This window comes from Pseudomonas sp. MWU12-2345, from assembly GCF_023242385.1.
GTDB classification, from domain to species: Bacteria; Pseudomonadota; Gammaproteobacteria; order Pseudomonadales; family Pseudomonadaceae; genus Aquipseudomonas; species Aquipseudomonas gingeri_D.
The window spans coordinates 928,026-945,285 of sequence record NZ_JALLJA010000001.1; the positions used below are offsets into that span (position 1 = coordinate 928,026).

Below are 17,260 nucleotides of genomic sequence, written 5' to 3' on the forward strand. Positions count from 1 at the left end.
TCATGACCCAGTCCCATACCATCGAGGCCCTGCTGCGGCCTGCGGTGGAGCTGTACACCGTGGCGGTGTGTGGCATCGGAGCTTACTTGAGTCTGTTCGCACCCTGGTCGCTGGCGATGACGCCGCTGTTCGGGGTCGGGGCGGCGGTGTTCTTTCTGGGGTTCGGCGGGATGCGCCTTCGTCAGGCGCTGGTGGTGTTGCGCTACCGGCGCAATATCCGCCGGCTGCCGCGCTATGTGATGACGAGCAAGCAGGTACCCGTGAGCAACAGCCGACTATTTATCGGCCTCGGTTTCAAGTGGGAGCAACGGCACACCCAGCGTCTGATGCAGACCTACCGGCCCGAGTTTCGTCGCTACGTGGAGCCCACCGCCGGATTTCAGGCCGCTCGCCGTTTGGAAGTACGCCTGGAGGTGGCGCCTTTTCCGTTGAGCTTGGTGCCCCGCGTTACCGCCTGGGACAGCCCGTTTAACCCGGTGCGTCCTCTGCCGCCAGTAGGCGGCTCTCCTCGCCTGCATGGCGTTGAACCCAATGAAGTCGAGGTATCCCTGCCGTTGGGAGAGCGTGTCGGCCACAGCCTGGTCCTGGGCACGACACGGGTCGGTAAAACCCGGTTGGCAGAGCTATTCATCACCCAGGATATCCGCCGCAAGAAGATGGTTAACGGGTTGCCTGAGTTCGAACCGGTGATCGTGTTCGACCCCAAGGGCGATGCAGATCTACTCAAGCGTATGTACGTCGAAGCCAAGCGCGCCGGGCGTGAGGACGAGTTTTATGTCTTTCACCTGGGTTGGCCGGACTTTTCGGCGCGCTACAACGCCGTAGGTCGTTTTGGGCGCATCTCCGAGGTGGCCAGCCGCATCGCTGGTCAGCTCTCGGGCGAGGGCAACAGCGCAGCCTTCAGGGAGTTCGCCTGGCGCTTTGTCAACATCATTGCCCGAGCGTTGGTGGAACTGGGAATCCGCCCGGACTACCTGAAGATCCTACAGCACGTCATCAATATCGACGCGCTATTCATTGAGTACAGCGGTTACTACTTTGCCAAACACGATCCCAGGGCTTGGGAAGTGATTGTCACGATTGAAGGCACCCTCACTGAAAAGAACACGCCCTACAACATGCGAGGCAGGCAGAAGCGCGTAACGGCCATTGACCAGTACCTGTCGCAAACCAGAGTAGCGGACCCCGTGATGGACGGACTGCGCTCGGCGATCCGCTACGACAAGACCTATTTCGACAAGATCGTTGCCTCGCTCCTCCCGCTGCTGGAGAAGCTCACAACTGGGCGTATGGCCGAGCTGATCTCGCCCAACTACACGGACCTCAACGATCCTCGGCCGATTTTTGACTGGATGCAGATCATCCGTAAGCGGGCGATTGTGTACGTTGGGCTCGATGCTTTGTCCGATCCAGAGGTGGCCGCCGCCGTGGGCAACTCGATGTTTTCGGACCTGGTGTCCGTGGCAGGCCACATCTACAAGTTCGGCATTGATGACGGCCTGCCGGGTGCTGTCCACGATCAGAAAATCCCCATCAACCTTCACGCCGATGAGTTCAACGAACTGATGGGTGATGAGTTCATTCCGATGATCAACAAGGGCGGCGGTGCCGGTATCCAAGTCACTGCTTACACCCAGACCCTTAGCGATATCGAAGCCAAGATCGGCAACCGAGCCAAAGCCGGTCAGGTAGTGGGCAACTTCAACAACCTCTTCATGCTGCGGGTGCGCGAGACAGCTACAGCCGAGTTACTGACCCGGCAATTGCCGAAGGTGGACGTCTACGCCACCACGCTGGTCAGCGGCGCGACGGACAGTTCGGACCCGACTGGCAGTACCGACTTCACCAGCAACACTCAGGACCGGGTCAGCTCCACCAGCGTTCCGCTGATAGAACCGGCCCACATCGTCAGTCTGCCGAAGGGGCAAGCCTTTGCCCTGATCGAAGGTGCCAACCTTTGGAAAATCCGTATGCCCCTACCCGCCCCCGATCCTGACGAATGCATGCCCAAGGACCTGCAAACCCTGGCCCAGCACATGCGCAAGCGCTACATCGATGGCGGTGGCGAGTGGTGGATGAGCAGTGGAACACGGGTACTGGATGAATCACTACCGGCGGATCTGCTGGAGCAAGCGCACCAGGCCAAGACCGCTTCGACAACTGCAGAGGAAGCTCAACCATGAAAGGAAAAATCCGTGTGAAGCTGCGTTTCGTTCACCTTCGGGCACTCACGTCGGCGACTCAGACGGTCTCCCACGTCTTGCACCAGCTACTGATCGCTGCTCGATGGGGGGCTCATGAGGGGAATGATCTGTTTGACCGCTTTAGCAAAAACGGTCTCTCTCCACGCTGGATCAACGTGCTCCAGATTCGGGTAGTGGACCCGGTTGCTGGTCCACTGTTGGTCTGCTTCGAGCCCGTGATCGTCACGGAGTCCTGAGCAGGAGAGAACCATGGCCACCAGCACCGACACCGCAAAAAGCCAACAACCACACCGTGATAAGAGCCTGATCAGCAAGATCTTGGGGCTGCCTTTCACCCTCCTCGGCATTTTGTTGGTGTCGTTGTTTTTCAGTGTGGTGACCGAGTGGATCGGGCTGTATTTCTTCTGGCCGGAGGAAGGCTGGCATCACTCGCGCGACATGCTGAACAGCGAGCTGGAGTGGTTGTCGGCAGCCTTTGTCCAGAGCCTGCTGATTGAGCAGCCCGGGCAAACCGCTCGTTGGATCATCGGCCTGGCGTACGAATGGTGTTTCGAGAAAACCGGTTTGATCCACTGGATCACCCAATCCGCCGAGCAGGCCCGATTGAACAGTAACCGAGGGGCAGGGTTTCAGTACTACCTGGGGCTGGTCTATGTGCACCTTGAAGACTACGGGCTGGCGGCGGTCTATGCAGCGCTGACCTTTCTGGCGCGAATCCTCATTTTGATACTGACGCTGCCGTTGTTCCTGATGGCGGTCTTCACGGGGCTGATCGATGGCCTGGTGCGTCGGGACTTGCGGCGCTTTGGCGCGGGGAGAGAATCTGGATTCATCTACCACCGAGCGAAGCGGATGATCGTGCCGCTGTGGGTCGCTCCCTGGATCATCTATCCCGCGTTGCCGATGACCGTGAGCCCTCTGCTGATATTGCTGCCCAGTGCGGCGGCACTGGGTGTGGTGGTGAGTATTTCGGCCGGCAGTTTTAAAAAATACCTGTAAACGATATGATTTTGCCATTATCCAAAATTCAGGCGGTCTCTCGCTCATGGAAGAACAAGTTTTTCTGCACGGTATCGCACTCGCAAACTACAAAGGCATTGGAAAGGAAACCGTTTTCATAGCGCCCTTTAGAAAATTCAATTTTTTCATTGGACCTAACAACGCGGGAAAATCCTGCGTGCTAAATTTCATCGCGAATCATTTAGATTTATTATTTACAAACAAAACTCTTACACAGCTAAAACAACTTTCCGCGTTAGACGTCCATCTCGGAGCCACACCAAACCAAGTTATCACGGCTAAAGGAATATCCGCCGAATCTTTGAAAATCAAAGCAAGCTCAATAAAAAAACTTCGCGACTCAGAACTTGAAACCCTATACAAAATAATAGACATTATAAAGCTTCAAGATACGATTTGGTTGAAAACCGATGACAAGGGAACATCTTTATTCAAACAGCCAAATATAGAGGAATATGGAAAAAAAATAAAAAAACAAGACATTTTCGACCTCTGGGCCGTTTGGAGCAACGGTAAAAAAGAGAGCTTTGAGTTCGACTGCATCCCCGGAATTATCTCCGCGCTGATGTCTTTAGCCAATTTAGACAGGCCTAAAGTTGACCTCATTCCTGCCATTAGAGATATTTCTGCGAAGGGAGACGCTTTCACAGACAGGAGCGGTAAAGGACTTATCGAAGAACTTGCCAAGCTGCAGAACCCTGGCGTTCATGATCGTCATTTACTCAAGAAATTCAATCGCATTAATGACTTTCTTAAAAGTGTAACCGAGACACAAAGCGCGGAGATCGAAATCCCTCATGATAGAGAACACATTCTTGTCCATATGAATGACAAGACGCTCCCTATTGAGTCTCTAGGCACAGGCATCCATGAGGTTGTGATGTTGGCCGCTTTTTGCACGTTGGCCGAAGATCAAGTTGTTTGTATCGAGGAACCCGAGCTTCATCTGCATCCCATCCTTCAACGTCGGCTCGTGAAATATCTGGAAGACAACACCTCCAATCAATATTTTATCGCTACTCACTCACCAAGCATCATTGACACCGTTGACGCCTCTATTTTCCATGTCTCCAACATAAATGGATGCACTAAAATCGAGCTCTGCCTCTCCTCAAACAGTAAATCTAACGTCATCAGAGACCTAGGCTACAAGGCCTCGGACCTGCTCCAAGCCAATGTAATCATATGGGTAGAGGGGCCTTCAGACAGGATTTATATTAATTATTGGATCCACCAGGCCGCACCCGAATTCGTAGAGGGTATTGACTACTCGATCATGTTCTATGGTGGCAAACTACTGAGCCACCTCTCCGCTGAAGACACCGAACCGAACGTGGAAGACCTTGACGCTCTCATTGCGGTGAGACGACTCAACCGAAATTTGGCGATCGTTATCGACAGTGATAAAACCTCGCAAGAAGACACTTTGAATTCAACGAAACTACGAATCAAAGAGGAAGTCGAAGAACATGGTGGTTTCGCATGGATCACTGCCGGCAGAGAAATTGAAAACTACATCCCTAAAGAAAAAATGACAGCAGCGCTCAACCAGTCTTACAGAACATTTGAAAAACGTTCAAAAACAGGAAAATTCGACCATGTCCTGCCATTCAAAACCAAAGCAAAGACAACCTTCACCAACGTAGACAAAGTCAAAATTGCAAAAGCACTATGTGAAGACATTAGCGACCTTCACACGCTAGATTTAAAAGAGCAAATAGACGCACTAATCGCCCTAATCAAACAAGCCAACCCAGCATAAGCCAACACTAACAGCAACATAAAACATCCATCCCAACAAGCTCTTGATTCAACTCAAGAGCCCAAAACACCCACCAGACAAACAGTAACATTTAGAAACAACACTGCCGAAGCACCGCCGTTTAGCGGCTAACGATTTCGCCATTCGACACTTCATGAACCGAAAATAAAATCAATCGGACCAAATCCTGTTTTCCTGCTGTCATGCGCCTCGTCTTTTGGCAGGCTCGTTGAACCTTCTTCGAGCGGACGAGCCCATGCCCTACCCCCAACCTCTTCGATGTATCGCCTTCGTGGCAAGTCTCACCACCCCCTTAGCGATGGCTGAGCCAACGGCCCATGAACGCGCTCAACTGAGTCTGGTGCTGCGCCAACTGGAGGCCGTCACACGACAGGTAAACGCCCATGCGGCCGTGCCCGCCGATGAGCACGCGCGCTTCACCTTCGACTACGCCCGCCTCTCTGCCGACCTGGAGCAGGTTCGCGGCGGCATTGAGGGCTACCTCACGCCGTCACGTGCTCAACCGCGTACGCCGCCGGAACTGACCGGCCACTACACCCGGTCCGTCGGGAGGTCCCCATGAGCATGAGTGCATCACAGCTCAACGCCTTTCAGGCCATGGGCGGTTTTACCCCGCAACAAAGCACCACCTTGCTGATCGGCCTAGCTCTGGCCGGCGCGCTGATCTTCGCCGCCTGGGCCCTCGTCACCGGTTACCGGGGTTGGGCCACCGGCCAACTCTCCCAAGGAAAGTTCGTCGGACTGACTGTGAAGGTGATGTTGATTTACCTGCTGCTCACTTTTCTGTTGCTGCACTGACCTGTTTTTTTGGATTACCCCTGCCATGGAGGCACCTCATGAAAACCCGTATTGGTTTAAACCGCATCACCCACTTCCTCTCGCGCTGCAGCGTGGCTTGTTTGGCCGCCTGGTCGTACTGGGCGCTCGCGGCACTCCCGGAAATGGAAGCCCCGAGCCGTGGCGATTCTGACAACACGATCCAGACGCTGCAGAACCATGCCTTCGACATTGTCACCCTGATCGCCTTGCTCATCTCTGCCGCCTCGTTCTGTGGAGTGGCCTATCACGCCTACACCACCTACTCCGAGGTGCAAAACGGCAAGAAGACCTGGGGCCAGTTCGGGCTCACCTGCGGTGTGGGCGCCATTTTGCTGGTGATCAGCATCTGGCTGCTGACCAAGGGCACGGGCATCTTGTGAGGAGATCTGGCGATGACACACGACACGGATCACCTACTGCCCGACGGCACCCTTCGGTTTCTGCCGTCACGCCTCAATCGTCAACCGGTCATTGTGCTGGGACTCACGGCCGATGAGATGTGGATCTCCGTCGCCGTCAGCGCGGTAATCGGCGCTGGCCTGGGGGTTGGCATTGCAGTGATGTTTCAGAGCGTGGCACTGGCGCCCACGACGCTGATGCTGTGCACCGCTCTGGGTCTGCTGGTGGGCGGCAAACTGCTGCGCCGTCACAAACGTGGCAAGCCGGAGACATGGCTGTACCGCTACCTGCAATACGTCCTCGCAATGCGATGGCCGGTGCTCACCGCCTGGGTCGGCGGCGCTGACCTGGTCAGGCGCTCGGGGCGCTGGAGCACCCGCCGGAGCCGGCGCCTATGAGCCGCTTCAAGAACGAGGTGGCCCGGCTGGAGTCCCACCTTACCTCGCTGCGCATCGGCTGTGGGTTGCTCTTCGGGGTGGCCCTGGTCATGGGATTGGGGTGGTGGGACGCCCCCCGAAATATGACCATACACCTCCCACCGGACCTGCGCTCAGGCAGCACCCGCAAATGGTGGGAGGTGGGACCAGAGTCGGTGTACACCTTTGGCTTCTACATCTTCCAGCAGCTCAACCGCTGGCCGGTCGACGGTGAGAAGAACTATCCGCGGGCCATTCAGAGGCTCTCGGCCTACTTGACCCCGCAGTGCAGATCCCAGCTCGAAAGCGACGCCCAGAAACGCCAGACCGCCGGTGAACTGCGTGGCCGGACCCGGGGCGTGTTCGAGATGCCCGACCGGGGCTACGGCGATGATCCAGAACAGCGAGTCAAGGTCCTGGGGCGGGACAACTGGGTGGTGAACCTGGACTTGGTGACCGAGGAGTTTTACGGCTCAGAACGGGTCAAGCAGGCCTTCGTGCGCTACCCGCTCCAGGTGGTGCGCTGGGACGTCGACCCGGAGAAAAACCCCTTTGGCCTGGCCTTGGACTGTTACGACAGCGCGCCACAACGCATCACCCCACCACCCGCCTCTACAAACAATCCTGCCACTGCTATGCAAGGAAGCTAGCCATGCGTCGATTGAACCTCTTTCTCCCTCTCTGGCTGGGCTGCGTCACAGCCCAAGCCATCGAACTCATGCCGTGGGAGCGATTACCCCTCGCGGTGCCGCTGCACGTCGACCAGGAGCGCATCGTCTTCATCGACCAGAACGTCAGGGTCGGTGCTCCTCGCGCTCTGGGTGACACACTACGTATCCAGAGCACCGGCGGTGCGCTGTACCTGCGGGCCAGCGCGCCGATCGAGCCCACCCGTCTGCACCTGCAAGACGTGCGTACCGGTGAAATCATTCTGATCGACATCACGGCAACGGATGGCCAGGGACAGCCTGCGCTCGAACCCGTCAAAATCGTGAAAGGCACTGGTACCTCCATGGGCTACCTCGAGACGCCTGAGACCGACGCCTCAGACAGCGACGCTGACCCGTCCCTCACCGCCTCGGAGAGCCCTCCCGTTTCACGGCAAACGCCAATCCCGGTGGTCCTGATCCGCTACGCAGCGCAAAACCTCTATGCCCCTTTGCGTACGGTAGAACCCCTGCCCGGCGTATTGGCGGTCAAGTCACGGCGTGACCTGGACCTGACGGACCTGATGCCCACGCAACCGGTCACCGGCCAATGGCTGGGCGCCTGGCAGTTGGAGGACCACACCGTCAGCGCCGTCAAACTGCAGAACAGAGCTGCCATGCCCATCGCCCTGGACCCACGTGAACTGCGGGGCGACTTTATCAGCGCGGCCTTTCAGCACCCGCACCTGGGGCCGACCGGGTTCGCGAGCGACACCACAGTGGTCTATCTCGTCACCCGGGGCCGAAGCTTGGCGCAGGCTCTGCCACCGGTTCTCAGTCCGGTGGACGCCAGTACGGCCCTCACCGTCTCTACCGTGCCCGGAGGTGACCATGACCAGTAATGGACTGCTCAAGTGGTTGCTCCTGCCCCTGATCCTGCTGGTAGTGTTCGGGGTGATCAAAGCCTGCTCCCCCAAGGATGTTCCCGCAGCCAAACAGGTCAGTACCGGGCAGCCTCTGACCCCGGAGGACATGAAACAGCTCGGCATTGACGGCGACACGCCCCATGACACCGTGGCCACCCTGGTGGCCCAGACCAAGGCCATGCGCGCGGAGCTCAAGGCCTTGCTCACGGAAAACAAAGACCAACAGAAAGAGAACGCCCGCCTGCGTCAGCGCGATAGCGACATCGATCAGCGCATTCAGAAAGCCCTGAGCACTGAGCTTGAGAAAGCGCCACCAGCAGGCTCGCAACGTCTGAGTTCGCAGGACGCCCAGAACCTGCTGGAAGACCTCAAGCAACAGCTCTCAACCTCGTTTCTGAGCAAGGGCAGTGCCGATCTGCCCATTGGCCTGGGCCTGGAGCCCGGTGACGAGGCGTCCTTCCCCGGAGCCCACACTGACCTCGTCTGGACCGAGCCTCAAGACGCCACCGCTGTCGATGCCAAGGGCCAACCGCTGCCAGCGGGTTCTGGCAAACCAGCGAAGGGCTTCAGTTTCCCGACGGCCTTCAGTGATGAGATCAACAGGGGCCAGCAGGCCCTCAAAGCCAATACCGGCGCCGTTGGCCGCCACATCAAAACCACTGACGACAAAGCCCCGGCCAAGCCCGTCTACACCCTGCCGGAAAACAGCACCCTCACCGGTTCCATTGCCATGACTGCGCTGATTGGTCGGGTACCGGTGGACGGGGTGGTGAACGATCCCTACCCCTTCAAGGTACTGATCGGCCCGGACAACCTCACGGCCAATGGCATAGATCTACCGGATGTAGCGGGTGCAGTGTTCAGCGGTACCGCCGCCGGGGATTGGACACTCTCCTGCGTGCGTGGGCAGATCGTCAGCCTGACCTTCGTGTTCAACGACGGGCGCATCCGCACGCTCCCCGCACCGCAAAAACTGACCAGCCGCCAAAGCAGCGGCCAGACCGGCCAATCGCAACTGAACAAGATCCAGGGCGGCATCGGCTGGCTCAGCGATCCGTATGGCGTGCCGTGCATTGCCGGTGAGCGACGCTCCAACGCCCAGCAGTACCTGGGCACCAAAAGCCTGCTCACCGCAGCCGGCGCCGGGATGGCCAAGCTACTCGAAGCCGATAAGGCCGATGTCAGCACCGTGCTCACGCCAGGCGGTGCCGCCGTCGGGGCCGGTCCATCGGCGCTGAACAGCATTCTGTCTGGGGGCGTGAAAGACATCGGCGACTGGGTGAACAAGCTCTACGGCCAGGCCTTCGCCGCCGTCTACGTGCAGCCCGGCGCATCCGTGGCCGTGCACCTGGACCGGCAGCTGGAAATTGACTACGAAACCCTCGGCCGTCAGGTGCGGCATGTGACAGGAGGTCACCATGCATCAACCCTCGATTAATCCCATGGCCAGCCTGTGGCTGGTCATGTTCCTGGTCGGTGGCTGCACCACTGACAAGGACGACCTGCTCCCCCACGGCTCGCAGACCATGACCGATATCTGGGATCGCCATGCGGGGCCTGCCCCTCAAGGAGCCCTGAGCCAGCCGCTTCAAGAGGCCCGCCTGGCCTTGCGCCGTCCCCTCGACGATACCGGTTCTGATCAGCCAGCCTATACCCGCACAGCCCGCAACGAGATCCACAGTCAGTTCAAGCGTCTGCCCAATCCGGACATCGTGATGTACGTCTTCCCGCATCTGGCAGGGTCTGACCCGGTGCCAGTGCCGGGCTACAGCACGGTCTTCCCCCTCTACCAGCGGGTGCAGTACGCCCTGCCCGGCGAACGCACGGAGGCCTACTGATGGAGACGGACCCGACTGATCCCTGGGAATTGCACGTTGAACAGCTGAAGGCCCACGGCATTCCGGAACCCGGCGCTTGGCGCAGAACACGAAAGCGCCCCGCCACAAAGGCTGATGAACAAGCTCTCTACGACGTAACACCCAGTTTTGTCGACCTGTTGCCCTGGGTGGAATATTTACCCGACACCCAGTGCCTGCTACTGGAGGACGGCGAATCGGTGGCGGCTTTTTTTGAGCTGACGCCGATCGGCACCGAAGGCCGAGAAGCGAGTTGGCTGTGCACCGTGCGCGACGCCCTGGAAAATGCCCTGCAAGACAGCTTCGACGAGCGAGAGGAACAGCCTTGGGTGGTGCAACTCTACGCCCAGGATGAGACCGACTGGGACAGCTACCTGAAAACCCTCAGGGATTACGTGCAAGCGCGCGCTCAAGGGACAGCCTTTACCGAGTGCTACCTGGCGATGTTTGGCCAGCACCTGAAGGCGCTGTCCAAACCTGGCGGACTGTTTGAAGACACCGTGGTCACCCAACTGCCCTGGCGTGGCCAGCGGCGCAAAGTGCGGCTGGTGGTTTACCGACGCAGCAAGGGCGCTGATGGGCGTCGGGGCCAAACCCATGAGCAAGCCCTCAACAGCGTCTGCGACCGCCTACTGGGAGGCCTGGGCAATGCCGGCGTCAAAACCCATCGTATGACCGGTGCGCAGATCCACGCCTGGCTGCTGCGTTGGTTCAACCCGCACCCACGTCTGCTGGGCGAAACCCGAGCGGACCGGGAGCGGTTCTATCAGTTGACGTCCTACCCCGATGGCCCAGCAGGCGATGAGCTGGAACTGGCCAGCGGTACCGACTTCGCCCAGCGCCTGTTCTTCGAGCAACCACGCTCGGACCTGGACCAGGGGCTCTGGTCTTTCGACGAGCAGCCCCACCGCGTGGTGGTCCTTGATCGCCTGCGCACGCCGCCGGTCATTGGCCACCTGACCGGGGAAACGCCCAAAGGCGGTGATGCCATCAACGCCCTCTTCGATCAGATGCCGGAAGAGACTGTGCTCTGTATCACTCTGGTGATCTGCCCGCAGGACCAACTGGAAGCCCATCTCAATCACCTCGCGCAGAAGTCGGTTGGAGACACCTTGGCTTCTGAGCAAACCCGCGCGGACGTGCATCAAGCACGTAAGCACCTGGGCAGCGCCCACAAGCTATACCGGGGCGCGGTGGCGTTTTACCTGCGAGGCCAGGATGTCGAGGAGCTCGACCGCCGTACCTTGCAGCTTCACAACGTGATGCTCAACGCCGGACTGCAGCCCGTGCGCGATGAGCACGAAGTGGCGCCGCTCAACAGCTACCTGCGCTGGTTGCCCGGGGTGTTCGACCCGGGGATGCGTCAGAGTGAGTGGTACACCCAGCTCATGTTCGCGCAGCATGTGGCCAATCTGGCGCCGATCTGGGGTCGCAGTGAAGGTACAGGGCATCCTGGATTCACGTTCTTCAACCGGGGTGGCGGCCCGCTCACTTTCGACCCCCTCAACCGCCTAGACCGGCAGATGAATGCGCATCTGTTTCTATTCGGACCGACAGGGGCCGGCAAGTCGGCCACCCTCAACAACCTCCTCAACCAGGTCATGGCCCTGTACCGGCCGCGCTTGTTCATTGCCGAGGCCGGCAACAGCTTCGGGTTGTTTGCGGACTTCGCCAAGCGCCTGGGGTTGACGGTCAATCGGGTCAAGCTGGCGCCGGGCTCCGGGGTAAGCCTGGCGCCCTTCGCCGATGCCTACCGACTGGTGGCGACACCCGACCGTGTCATGACCCTGGATACCGAAGATCTGGATGAAGCTGAATCCACGGAAGACGATGAGCGCGATGTCCTGGGCGAACTGGAGATCACCGCCCGCCTGATGATCACCGGTGGCGAAGACAAGGAAGAGCAGCGCCTGACCCGTGCCGATCACAGCCAGATTCGTCAGTGCATTCTCAACGCTGCCCACACCTGCGTAAACGAGCACAGAACGGTGCTGACCCAGGACGTGCGCGACGCTTTGCGGGACATGGGCAATGATCCCCATCTGCCGGAGCCGCGGCGTCTGCGGTTGCTGGAAATGGCCGATGCCCTGGATATGTTCTGTCAGGGCTCCGAGGGTGAGCTATTCAACCGTGACGGCACGCCTTGGCCTGAAGCCGATATCACCTTGGTGGACCTGGCCACCTACGCTCGTGAGGGCTACAACGCCCAGCTCTCCATCGCCTACATCTCGCTGATGAACACCGTGAACAACATTGCCGAGCGAGATCAGATGCTGGGCCGGCCCATCATCAACGTCACGGACGAAGGCCACATCATCACCAAGAACCCGCTGCTCTCTCCCTACGTGGTCAAGATCACCAAGATGTGGCGCAAGCTCGGAGCCTGGTTCTGGCTCGCCACCCAGAACATCGATGACCTGCCCAAGGCCGCCGAGCCGATGCTCAATATGATCGAGTGGTGGATCTGCCTGAACATGCCGCCGGATGAGGTCAACAAGATCGCGCGGTTTCGGGCGCTCACTGAGGCGCAGAAAGCGCTGATGCTGTCCGCCAGGAAGGAGTCCGGAAAATTCACCGAAGGGGTGATCTTGTCAAAATCGATGGAGGTGCTGTTTCGGGCAGTGCCGCCGAGTCTCTACCTGGCCACGGCCATGACGGAGCCGGAGGAAAAAGCGGAGCGGTTCGCACTGATGAAAGCGTGGGGCATCACAGAGCTGGATGCCGCGATGGCCGTGGCGCAACGGATTGATCAGAAACGCGGAATTTCAGGCTCAATCGTGGATAGTGACCCTGCCCTGGGATAAACGCCTCTACTGCAAGGCGCTCATATCAGTATTCACCTTAGCGCCTTGCTATTTTACTGGCAGCCCCTGTGGTTCATGGGTAAACATCAACACCGATAGAAGCTTTATCTGAGTGCACTCAGTCTCAACCAACCTTGAAGGGTTGTGAGACCAGAAAGTACGGGAGCGAAGGGAGCAACTGGCCGCCACTACCGCCACCCCATTTGAGTGGATAGGTAAATCCAACAACAGCCACCAGGCAGAATTGATGAACGATGTATTTATTTCTTCGAAAACCAGCGTTTCGGTTCATATTGAGTAGGAATACAACACACATGGAGAAAAATACTAATAAATGCGACCCACCCAACCACATCATTACCTTTAAAAAGCACTTCTAACGCGGGAAACATAATATCATACCCATACTTCACAGTACTCATATGAAATGAGCCGAAGAAAACAGCCAGCACAAGGCATAACAAAAACCACCCCCACCTAAATTTTTCACCAGAAAAATACCTTGATAAAAAATACAAAAAAGAGAGCACCATCAAAGAAAACAAAAAATACAAAACCGAAACCATCAAACTACTTATCATTAGACCTGTACTCCAAATACATAGACCTTCCGGTCAAAGCATCACTAACCCCCTCAAAAACGAGTGAACTCTTACCAATTGCTTTATATGCCCTGATGTAATCAGTGTTCACATACCTGAATAGACGCCATGAGTCCGGCTTCAACACCATTCGTCCGACACCATAGGCAGACATTGTTAAATCCATGGCGCCATACGCCATATTGCCCTCTAGCTCTCCACCACCCAACGTTTTGGCGATCGCTTGGTAACCCTTCCGGACAGGGCCCTGCGTATCGGAACGCCCCCGCAAGAGGTTGCGCCCATTCTCATACATGTTATTTGTACCGTGGGCCATCATGGGAACACCCGCGAACAGACACAACGTACCAGCAGAGGCATAGCATATCCCTGCCCCGGTTGCGAACTGGAAGGCTCCGGCAATGGCGCCGACGCCTTTTTGAGCAACCTCCAATGACTGGCTTAGGAGGCTTTTTTGTTCGTCTTTCAGCTCCTTCAGACCCTGCTCAGGGCTTTTTTTGCCCAGCTCAACATCAATAACAATACTTCTAGCGTAATACGACACCTCGCGATTGAATTGTAAACGCAACGCACCGTCTTTAATGTGCCGTGCACCTAATGTGCTGGCTTGACTTCCCAGTTTTCTGGCCGCTTGGCTAACCATCCAATAATCGCAACTGCTAGGTTTGCAACTATCATTCACCGGCTTCACTCGTAAGTCCCCCACGTACTGTATCCGCTGGTTCCGGCGACGTGGTGGGTCCAGGTAATTTCCCGGTAACGAAGAGCCACATGTTCTTGCGGCTCAGCGTCGTGTTGCAAAATAGCATGAGGCATTTCAAGCGTAAGGTCAGCCACAACCCCGCCTTTGATCGAGACAGAATAAAATTTTTCCTGTGCGCCAAAGGAAGACACTCGATAGAAGCTAATGGTACAGTTTATTTCCTCTCTATTTGAAAGCGCCTGAGCGAGAAGCGGTGAGGATTTGTCCACGTTCTTAGTAATGACAATCGGATTGTGTGTTGCCCCATTAATATTCCCCACATTGGCCATATTGTGACTGTAAGACAGCACCATGATTTCGTCCGCATGTGCAGCCTGACATTTGTTACCAATAGAGTCCTGGGTTGAACAACCTGCCGAAATCAGTCCCTGAGCCTTGCCGGTGATCGTCATGTAACCGTGATTAGCCATCGCGCCACTCCTTTAATTTGGCCGCCCATCTTATTACAAGATTTATAATCAGCTCGTAGGAAACTTCTGAAAACACAATACGAAACTATCGAGGCGCACACCGCTCTCTGTGTGCCCCACTAGTGGCTCGCACGGGCAGCTCATTAATCTCAACATCCCGAAAACAGGCGACCATTCAATTTAAATAGATAAATGAACTAAACAAACCGCCGGCTAGGCGCACCGGCCATAGGAAACGTTCAAGCTGTTAAAGGCATGAAGCATCAGCGATGCCGGGGGCCAGGATGGTTGCCGCGCAACGGATTCATCGCTTGGGGGTCGACCTTTTGAAAGCAGAGTATTTTGCCCCCCCCTGCGACAACTTGCTTACCATTCACTGCGCCGTGTGCTATCGGAATCCGTTCGAATCGTCAGCGGTGCCTACTGGCAGACAGGGTAATTCAAGCATCCTCAGCCCATCCGGATCCTCTGCGGCGTTCCAGCTCCACCAACCTTCCGTTCCGTAGACACGGTCGTACCATTGGGTTTTCCGGGCCTTCTGTGCAAGGTACTCAGGGGAGCTCATCCCGAAGACTTCCACGGGGAAATCCTGCTTCATGTCCAAGAGCCAGAAGTCTGGGAAAAACTCGCACTCATCTGCGTCATAGCGAAGCGGTTTTTCAAAGCACCGGCCAGCGCCGAACAACTTAGCCTCCAGAGTAGATTCGTAATCGGAGTCCAACGGTATCCAGCGTTCACTGACGTGCATCAGGGCCAGGTCCAGCACCTGGGCGCGGGCACCGGTGTTGCCTTTGCCTGGCTCTACATTGAGTTGAGCGATCACCATGACCCGATCACCGCGCTTCCAGGCCGCAATCTCCTGCTTGAATCGCCTCCCGGTGTCCGCCCAGACCTCGGTAGGCATGCTCAGGTATGGCATGCCAAAGGGGCCCGCCAACGGCAGCTTGAGGACCGCCCCGTCGTGCTTGTTCTTGTCGAAGCGCGCCAATGGCGAAACCGCTATCGCTCGTCGGTTGCGCTGGATCGCATCCAGCACCACACCTTCGTTGGTGACTTCAGCTTTGGAGCGAGGGGTGGCACTGACCAGCAACACATCACTCAGCCTCATGCGCCCCACTTTGATCCGGCTCGCTGTTTGACGGAGGGCGCTATGGATCAACCCACTGTTGCGCTTGCCCTCCATTGCCGGGTACCAGACGTTCAGCCGAGCCTCTTGCCACAGCAGGTGGAGCAGCCCCAGCAGGGTCATCGCTGGTTTACGGGTTCCCGCGGTCGGCGCATAAATGACAATGCCTTTATCGGCACGCTCTCCCTTTGCCGCTTGCTCAAGCAGGCCACGCGCCAGGCGTACACGCAGAGTGCCGTCATCGCCCTCCTCGACCACTCCCTGCTCATAGCCCTGCATGCCCGAGCGCTCAGGTGCTGGCGCGTAAAAACGGCACTCGTTGGCATGCTCAGGACCTGTACCGGCGAACCGGGCCAGGTGGAAGTCATCGGTAGTTTCCCGGCGTTTGATCGCCAGCTTGCGCTCACCCTTACCTGGGCAACGGCACGTGGCGTGAGTGCGGCCGTAGGCCTTTTCCAGCACTGACTTCCAGCCCTTGGCGAACTGATCTTCCGTTTGAAAGGGTTTCGAGAAGGGCTGGCCGTCGATCACGACCGTGAAGCGCTCATTGAGCATGGGAACACTCTCCTTGTGCAGGCCCTTCGCGTTGGGCCTTTGTCCTACCTGTCAGCATTCGCAATCAGGGGCATGGGCAACCCCGTAATGGCGGTCTCACGCGATCTGCCCCCTACCCTGCATCGACACCGCCCAGACGCGCTGGGCCTCCCATCATGTTCGAGTGCACCTGGGCGTCAAAGGCCAAAGTTGTCACTGAATGAAAGGGGCTAACCGGATACCTCTCAGCCCGCCGCTAACGCCGGAAGCCACGCCTCCCAGCGCCCAGGATCACTGCCCCTCAAAACACTAGGCATAGACCCACGCAACGCAAGGAAACGTCTGACTATCTCATCCAGTGGGTTTGGATCGACTATCTGGGCTGGTTCGCTGTCGTTGGCAGCACCTTCCCCGGTAGCCAGGACCTTCAAGGCTACGATGGGTTTTCAAGCCCATGGGTCATCTGTAGTTCGCTCAGCATTCGGAAGCGCGAACAATCGTCGAGTCTCTCGACGACCGAATGCCTCAACCCCACCGTGACGGAAATCCACCGTCAGGTGGGTCTCCTGATCGACTTTCCGCACAGGAGACAACATGACACTTGCGATAACGATCTACGACGCGTTGACGACCGCCAACGTTACCCCTGACAAAGCCAAAGCGGTGGTACACGCTTGGGAGGCCGAAGTGGAAAAGCTGGCTACAAAGGCTGACCTCAAACAGGTCGAGACTCATTTGACACAGTCCATCACAAACCTAGGCGTTGAGCTGAGGGCAGAACTCAAGGAGCAACGGGCTGACCACCGATCATCCATTCGGCTCCTACAATGGGGGAATGGTTTAACGCTTCTCTGCGTGGCAGTACCCTTTATACGCAACACGCTCGGGGTGTAGACCAGGTCTTCTTGGTTTGAGACACAGTATCAATCTTCAGCCGCCCGGCCTTCACCG

16 protein-coding genes are annotated in these 17,260 nt (G+C 57.4%); 13 read left to right on the forward strand and 3 right to left on the reverse strand.

What is annotated here, in order from left to right; translation table 11 throughout:
* Positions 1–2: 2 nt before the first annotated feature.
* The 13 genes from traD to M5C71_RS03760 all read left to right on the forward strand — a co-directional run bounded on the left by traD (position 3) and on the right by M5C71_RS03760 (position 12,874).
* Positions 3–2,183, forward strand: a complete 2,181-nt coding sequence (gene traD / locus M5C71_RS03700) for a type IV conjugative transfer system coupling protein TraD (protein ID WP_248767219.1) — start codon at positions 3–5, stop codon at positions 2,181–2,183.
* Positions 2,180–2,440: a hypothetical protein gene (locus M5C71_RS03705; RefSeq protein WP_248767220.1), complete on the forward strand. Its 261-nt coding sequence runs from the start codon at positions 2,180–2,182 to the stop codon at positions 2,438–2,440. Before traD ends, M5C71_RS03705 begins: the two co-directional genes overlap by 4 nt.
* Positions 2,441–2,453: 13 nt before the next feature.
* On the forward strand, positions 2,454–3,203 hold the full coding sequence (locus M5C71_RS03710; protein WP_248767221.1) for a TIGR03747 family integrating conjugative element membrane protein: 750 nt from the start codon (positions 2,454–2,456) through the stop codon (positions 3,201–3,203).
* A gap of 46 nt (positions 3,204–3,249) precedes the next feature.
* The gene (locus M5C71_RS03715; RefSeq protein ID WP_248767222.1) at positions 3,250–4,986 is read left to right on the forward strand and encodes an AAA family ATPase; all 1,737 of its coding nucleotides are present in this window, start codon (positions 3,250–3,252) and stop codon (positions 4,984–4,986) included.
* A 256-nt stretch (positions 4,987–5,242) separates the two neighbouring features.
* Complete coding sequence (locus tag M5C71_RS03720; protein WP_248767223.1) at positions 5,243–5,569, forward strand: RAQPRD family integrative conjugative element protein; 327 nt, start codon at positions 5,243–5,245, stop codon at positions 5,567–5,569.
* Complete coding sequence (locus tag M5C71_RS03725) at positions 5,566–5,805, forward strand: TIGR03758 family integrating conjugative element protein (protein WP_248767224.1); 240 nt, start codon at positions 5,566–5,568, stop codon at positions 5,803–5,805. The genes M5C71_RS03720 and M5C71_RS03725 overlap by 4 nt, the downstream gene beginning before the upstream one ends.
* Before the next feature lie 38 nt (positions 5,806–5,843).
* Positions 5,844–6,206, forward strand: a complete 363-nt coding sequence (locus tag M5C71_RS03730) for a TIGR03745 family integrating conjugative element membrane protein (protein WP_248767225.1) — start codon at positions 5,844–5,846, stop codon at positions 6,204–6,206.
* Between the two features lie 12 nt (positions 6,207–6,218).
* Positions 6,219–6,623, forward strand: a complete 405-nt coding sequence (locus M5C71_RS03735) for a TIGR03750 family conjugal transfer protein (protein WP_248767226.1) — start codon at positions 6,219–6,221, stop codon at positions 6,621–6,623.
* On the forward strand, positions 6,620–7,291 hold the full coding sequence (locus M5C71_RS03740; RefSeq protein WP_248767227.1) for a PFL_4703 family integrating conjugative element protein: 672 nt from the start codon (positions 6,620–6,622) through the stop codon (positions 7,289–7,291). Before M5C71_RS03735 ends, M5C71_RS03740 begins: the two co-directional genes overlap by 4 nt.
* Before the next feature lie 2 nt (positions 7,292–7,293).
* Positions 7,294–8,190, forward strand: coding sequence for a TIGR03749 family integrating conjugative element protein (locus M5C71_RS03745; RefSeq protein WP_248767228.1), 897 nt, complete (start codon positions 7,294–7,296; stop codon positions 8,188–8,190).
* Entirely contained in the window at positions 8,180–9,652 is a 1,473-nt protein-coding gene (locus tag M5C71_RS03750) for a TIGR03752 family integrating conjugative element protein (protein ID WP_248767229.1), read from the forward strand. Before M5C71_RS03745 ends, M5C71_RS03750 begins: the two co-directional genes overlap by 11 nt.
* A complete protein-coding gene (locus M5C71_RS03755) occupies positions 9,633–10,052 on the forward strand; it encodes a TIGR03751 family conjugal transfer lipoprotein (RefSeq protein ID WP_248767230.1) in 420 nt (139 codons plus the stop codon). The genes M5C71_RS03750 and M5C71_RS03755 overlap by 20 nt, the downstream gene beginning before the upstream one ends.
* Positions 10,052–12,874 carry a conjugative transfer ATPase gene (locus M5C71_RS03760; RefSeq protein ID WP_248767231.1) on the forward strand — a complete coding sequence of 941 codons (2,823 nt, stop codon included), beginning with the start codon at positions 10,052–10,054 and terminating at the stop codon, positions 12,872–12,874. Before M5C71_RS03755 ends, M5C71_RS03760 begins: the two co-directional genes overlap by 1 nt.
* A 570-nt stretch (positions 12,875–13,444) precedes the next feature.
* Here the strand turns inward: M5C71_RS03760 and M5C71_RS03765 are convergent.
* The 3 genes from M5C71_RS03765 to M5C71_RS03775 form a co-directional block, all read right to left on the reverse strand.
* On the reverse strand, positions 13,445–14,119 hold the full coding sequence (locus M5C71_RS03765) for a DUF4225 domain-containing protein (RefSeq protein WP_248767481.1): 675 nt from the start codon (positions 14,117–14,119) through the stop codon (positions 13,445–13,447).
* 44 nt (positions 14,120–14,163) lie between these two features.
* Positions 14,164–14,649 (reverse strand): Hcp family type VI secretion system effector, encoded by a 486-nt coding sequence (locus M5C71_RS03770; protein ID WP_248767232.1) that lies wholly within the window; start codon positions 14,647–14,649, stop codon positions 14,164–14,166.
* A 388-nt stretch (positions 14,650–15,037) separates the two neighbouring features.
* Positions 15,038–16,330, reverse strand: a complete 1,293-nt coding sequence (locus M5C71_RS03775) for a DUF1173 family protein (RefSeq protein ID WP_248767233.1) — start codon at positions 16,328–16,330, stop codon at positions 15,038–15,040.
* Positions 16,331–17,260 lie beyond the last annotated feature (930 nt).

Excerpts from the sequence above, each read along its gene's own strand:
- traD (WP_248767219.1), top strand. The coding sequence starts at position 3 with ATGACCCAGTCCCATACCATCGAGGCCCTGCTGCGGCCTGCGGTGGAG.
- M5C71_RS03705 (WP_248767220.1), top strand. The coding sequence starts at position 2,180 with ATGAAAGGAAAAATCCGTGTGAAGCTGCGTTTCGTTCACCTTCGGGCA.
- M5C71_RS03710 (WP_248767221.1), top strand. The coding sequence starts at position 2,454 with ATGGCCACCAGCACCGACACCGCAAAAAGCCAACAACCACACCGTGAT.
- M5C71_RS03715 (WP_248767222.1), top strand. The coding sequence starts at position 3,250 with ATGGAAGAACAAGTTTTTCTGCACGGTATCGCACTCGCAAACTACAAA.
- M5C71_RS03720 (WP_248767223.1), top strand. The coding sequence starts at position 5,243 with ATGCCCTACCCCCAACCTCTTCGATGTATCGCCTTCGTGGCAAGTCTC.
- M5C71_RS03725 (WP_248767224.1), top strand. The coding sequence starts at position 5,566 with ATGAGCATGAGTGCATCACAGCTCAACGCCTTTCAGGCCATGGGCGGT.
- M5C71_RS03730 (WP_248767225.1), top strand. The coding sequence starts at position 5,844 with ATGAAAACCCGTATTGGTTTAAACCGCATCACCCACTTCCTCTCGCGC.
- M5C71_RS03735 (WP_248767226.1), top strand. The coding sequence starts at position 6,219 with ATGACACACGACACGGATCACCTACTGCCCGACGGCACCCTTCGGTTT.
- M5C71_RS03740 (WP_248767227.1), top strand. The coding sequence starts at position 6,620 with ATGAGCCGCTTCAAGAACGAGGTGGCCCGGCTGGAGTCCCACCTTACC.
- M5C71_RS03745 (WP_248767228.1), top strand. The coding sequence starts at position 7,294 with ATGCGTCGATTGAACCTCTTTCTCCCTCTCTGGCTGGGCTGCGTCACA.
- M5C71_RS03750 (WP_248767229.1), top strand. The coding sequence starts at position 8,180 with ATGACCAGTAATGGACTGCTCAAGTGGTTGCTCCTGCCCCTGATCCTG.
- M5C71_RS03755 (WP_248767230.1), top strand. The coding sequence starts at position 9,633 with ATGCATCAACCCTCGATTAATCCCATGGCCAGCCTGTGGCTGGTCATG.
- M5C71_RS03760 (WP_248767231.1), top strand. The coding sequence starts at position 10,052 with ATGGAGACGGACCCGACTGATCCCTGGGAATTGCACGTTGAACAGCTG.
- M5C71_RS03765 (WP_248767481.1), bottom strand. The coding sequence starts at position 14,119 with ATGGTTAGCCAAGCGGCCAGAAAACTGGGAAGTCAAGCCAGCACATTA.
- M5C71_RS03770 (WP_248767232.1), bottom strand. The coding sequence starts at position 14,649 with ATGGCTAATCACGGTTACATGACGATCACCGGCAAGGCTCAGGGACTG.
- M5C71_RS03775 (WP_248767233.1), bottom strand. The coding sequence starts at position 16,330 with ATGCTCAATGAGCGCTTCACGGTCGTGATCGACGGCCAGCCCTTCTCG.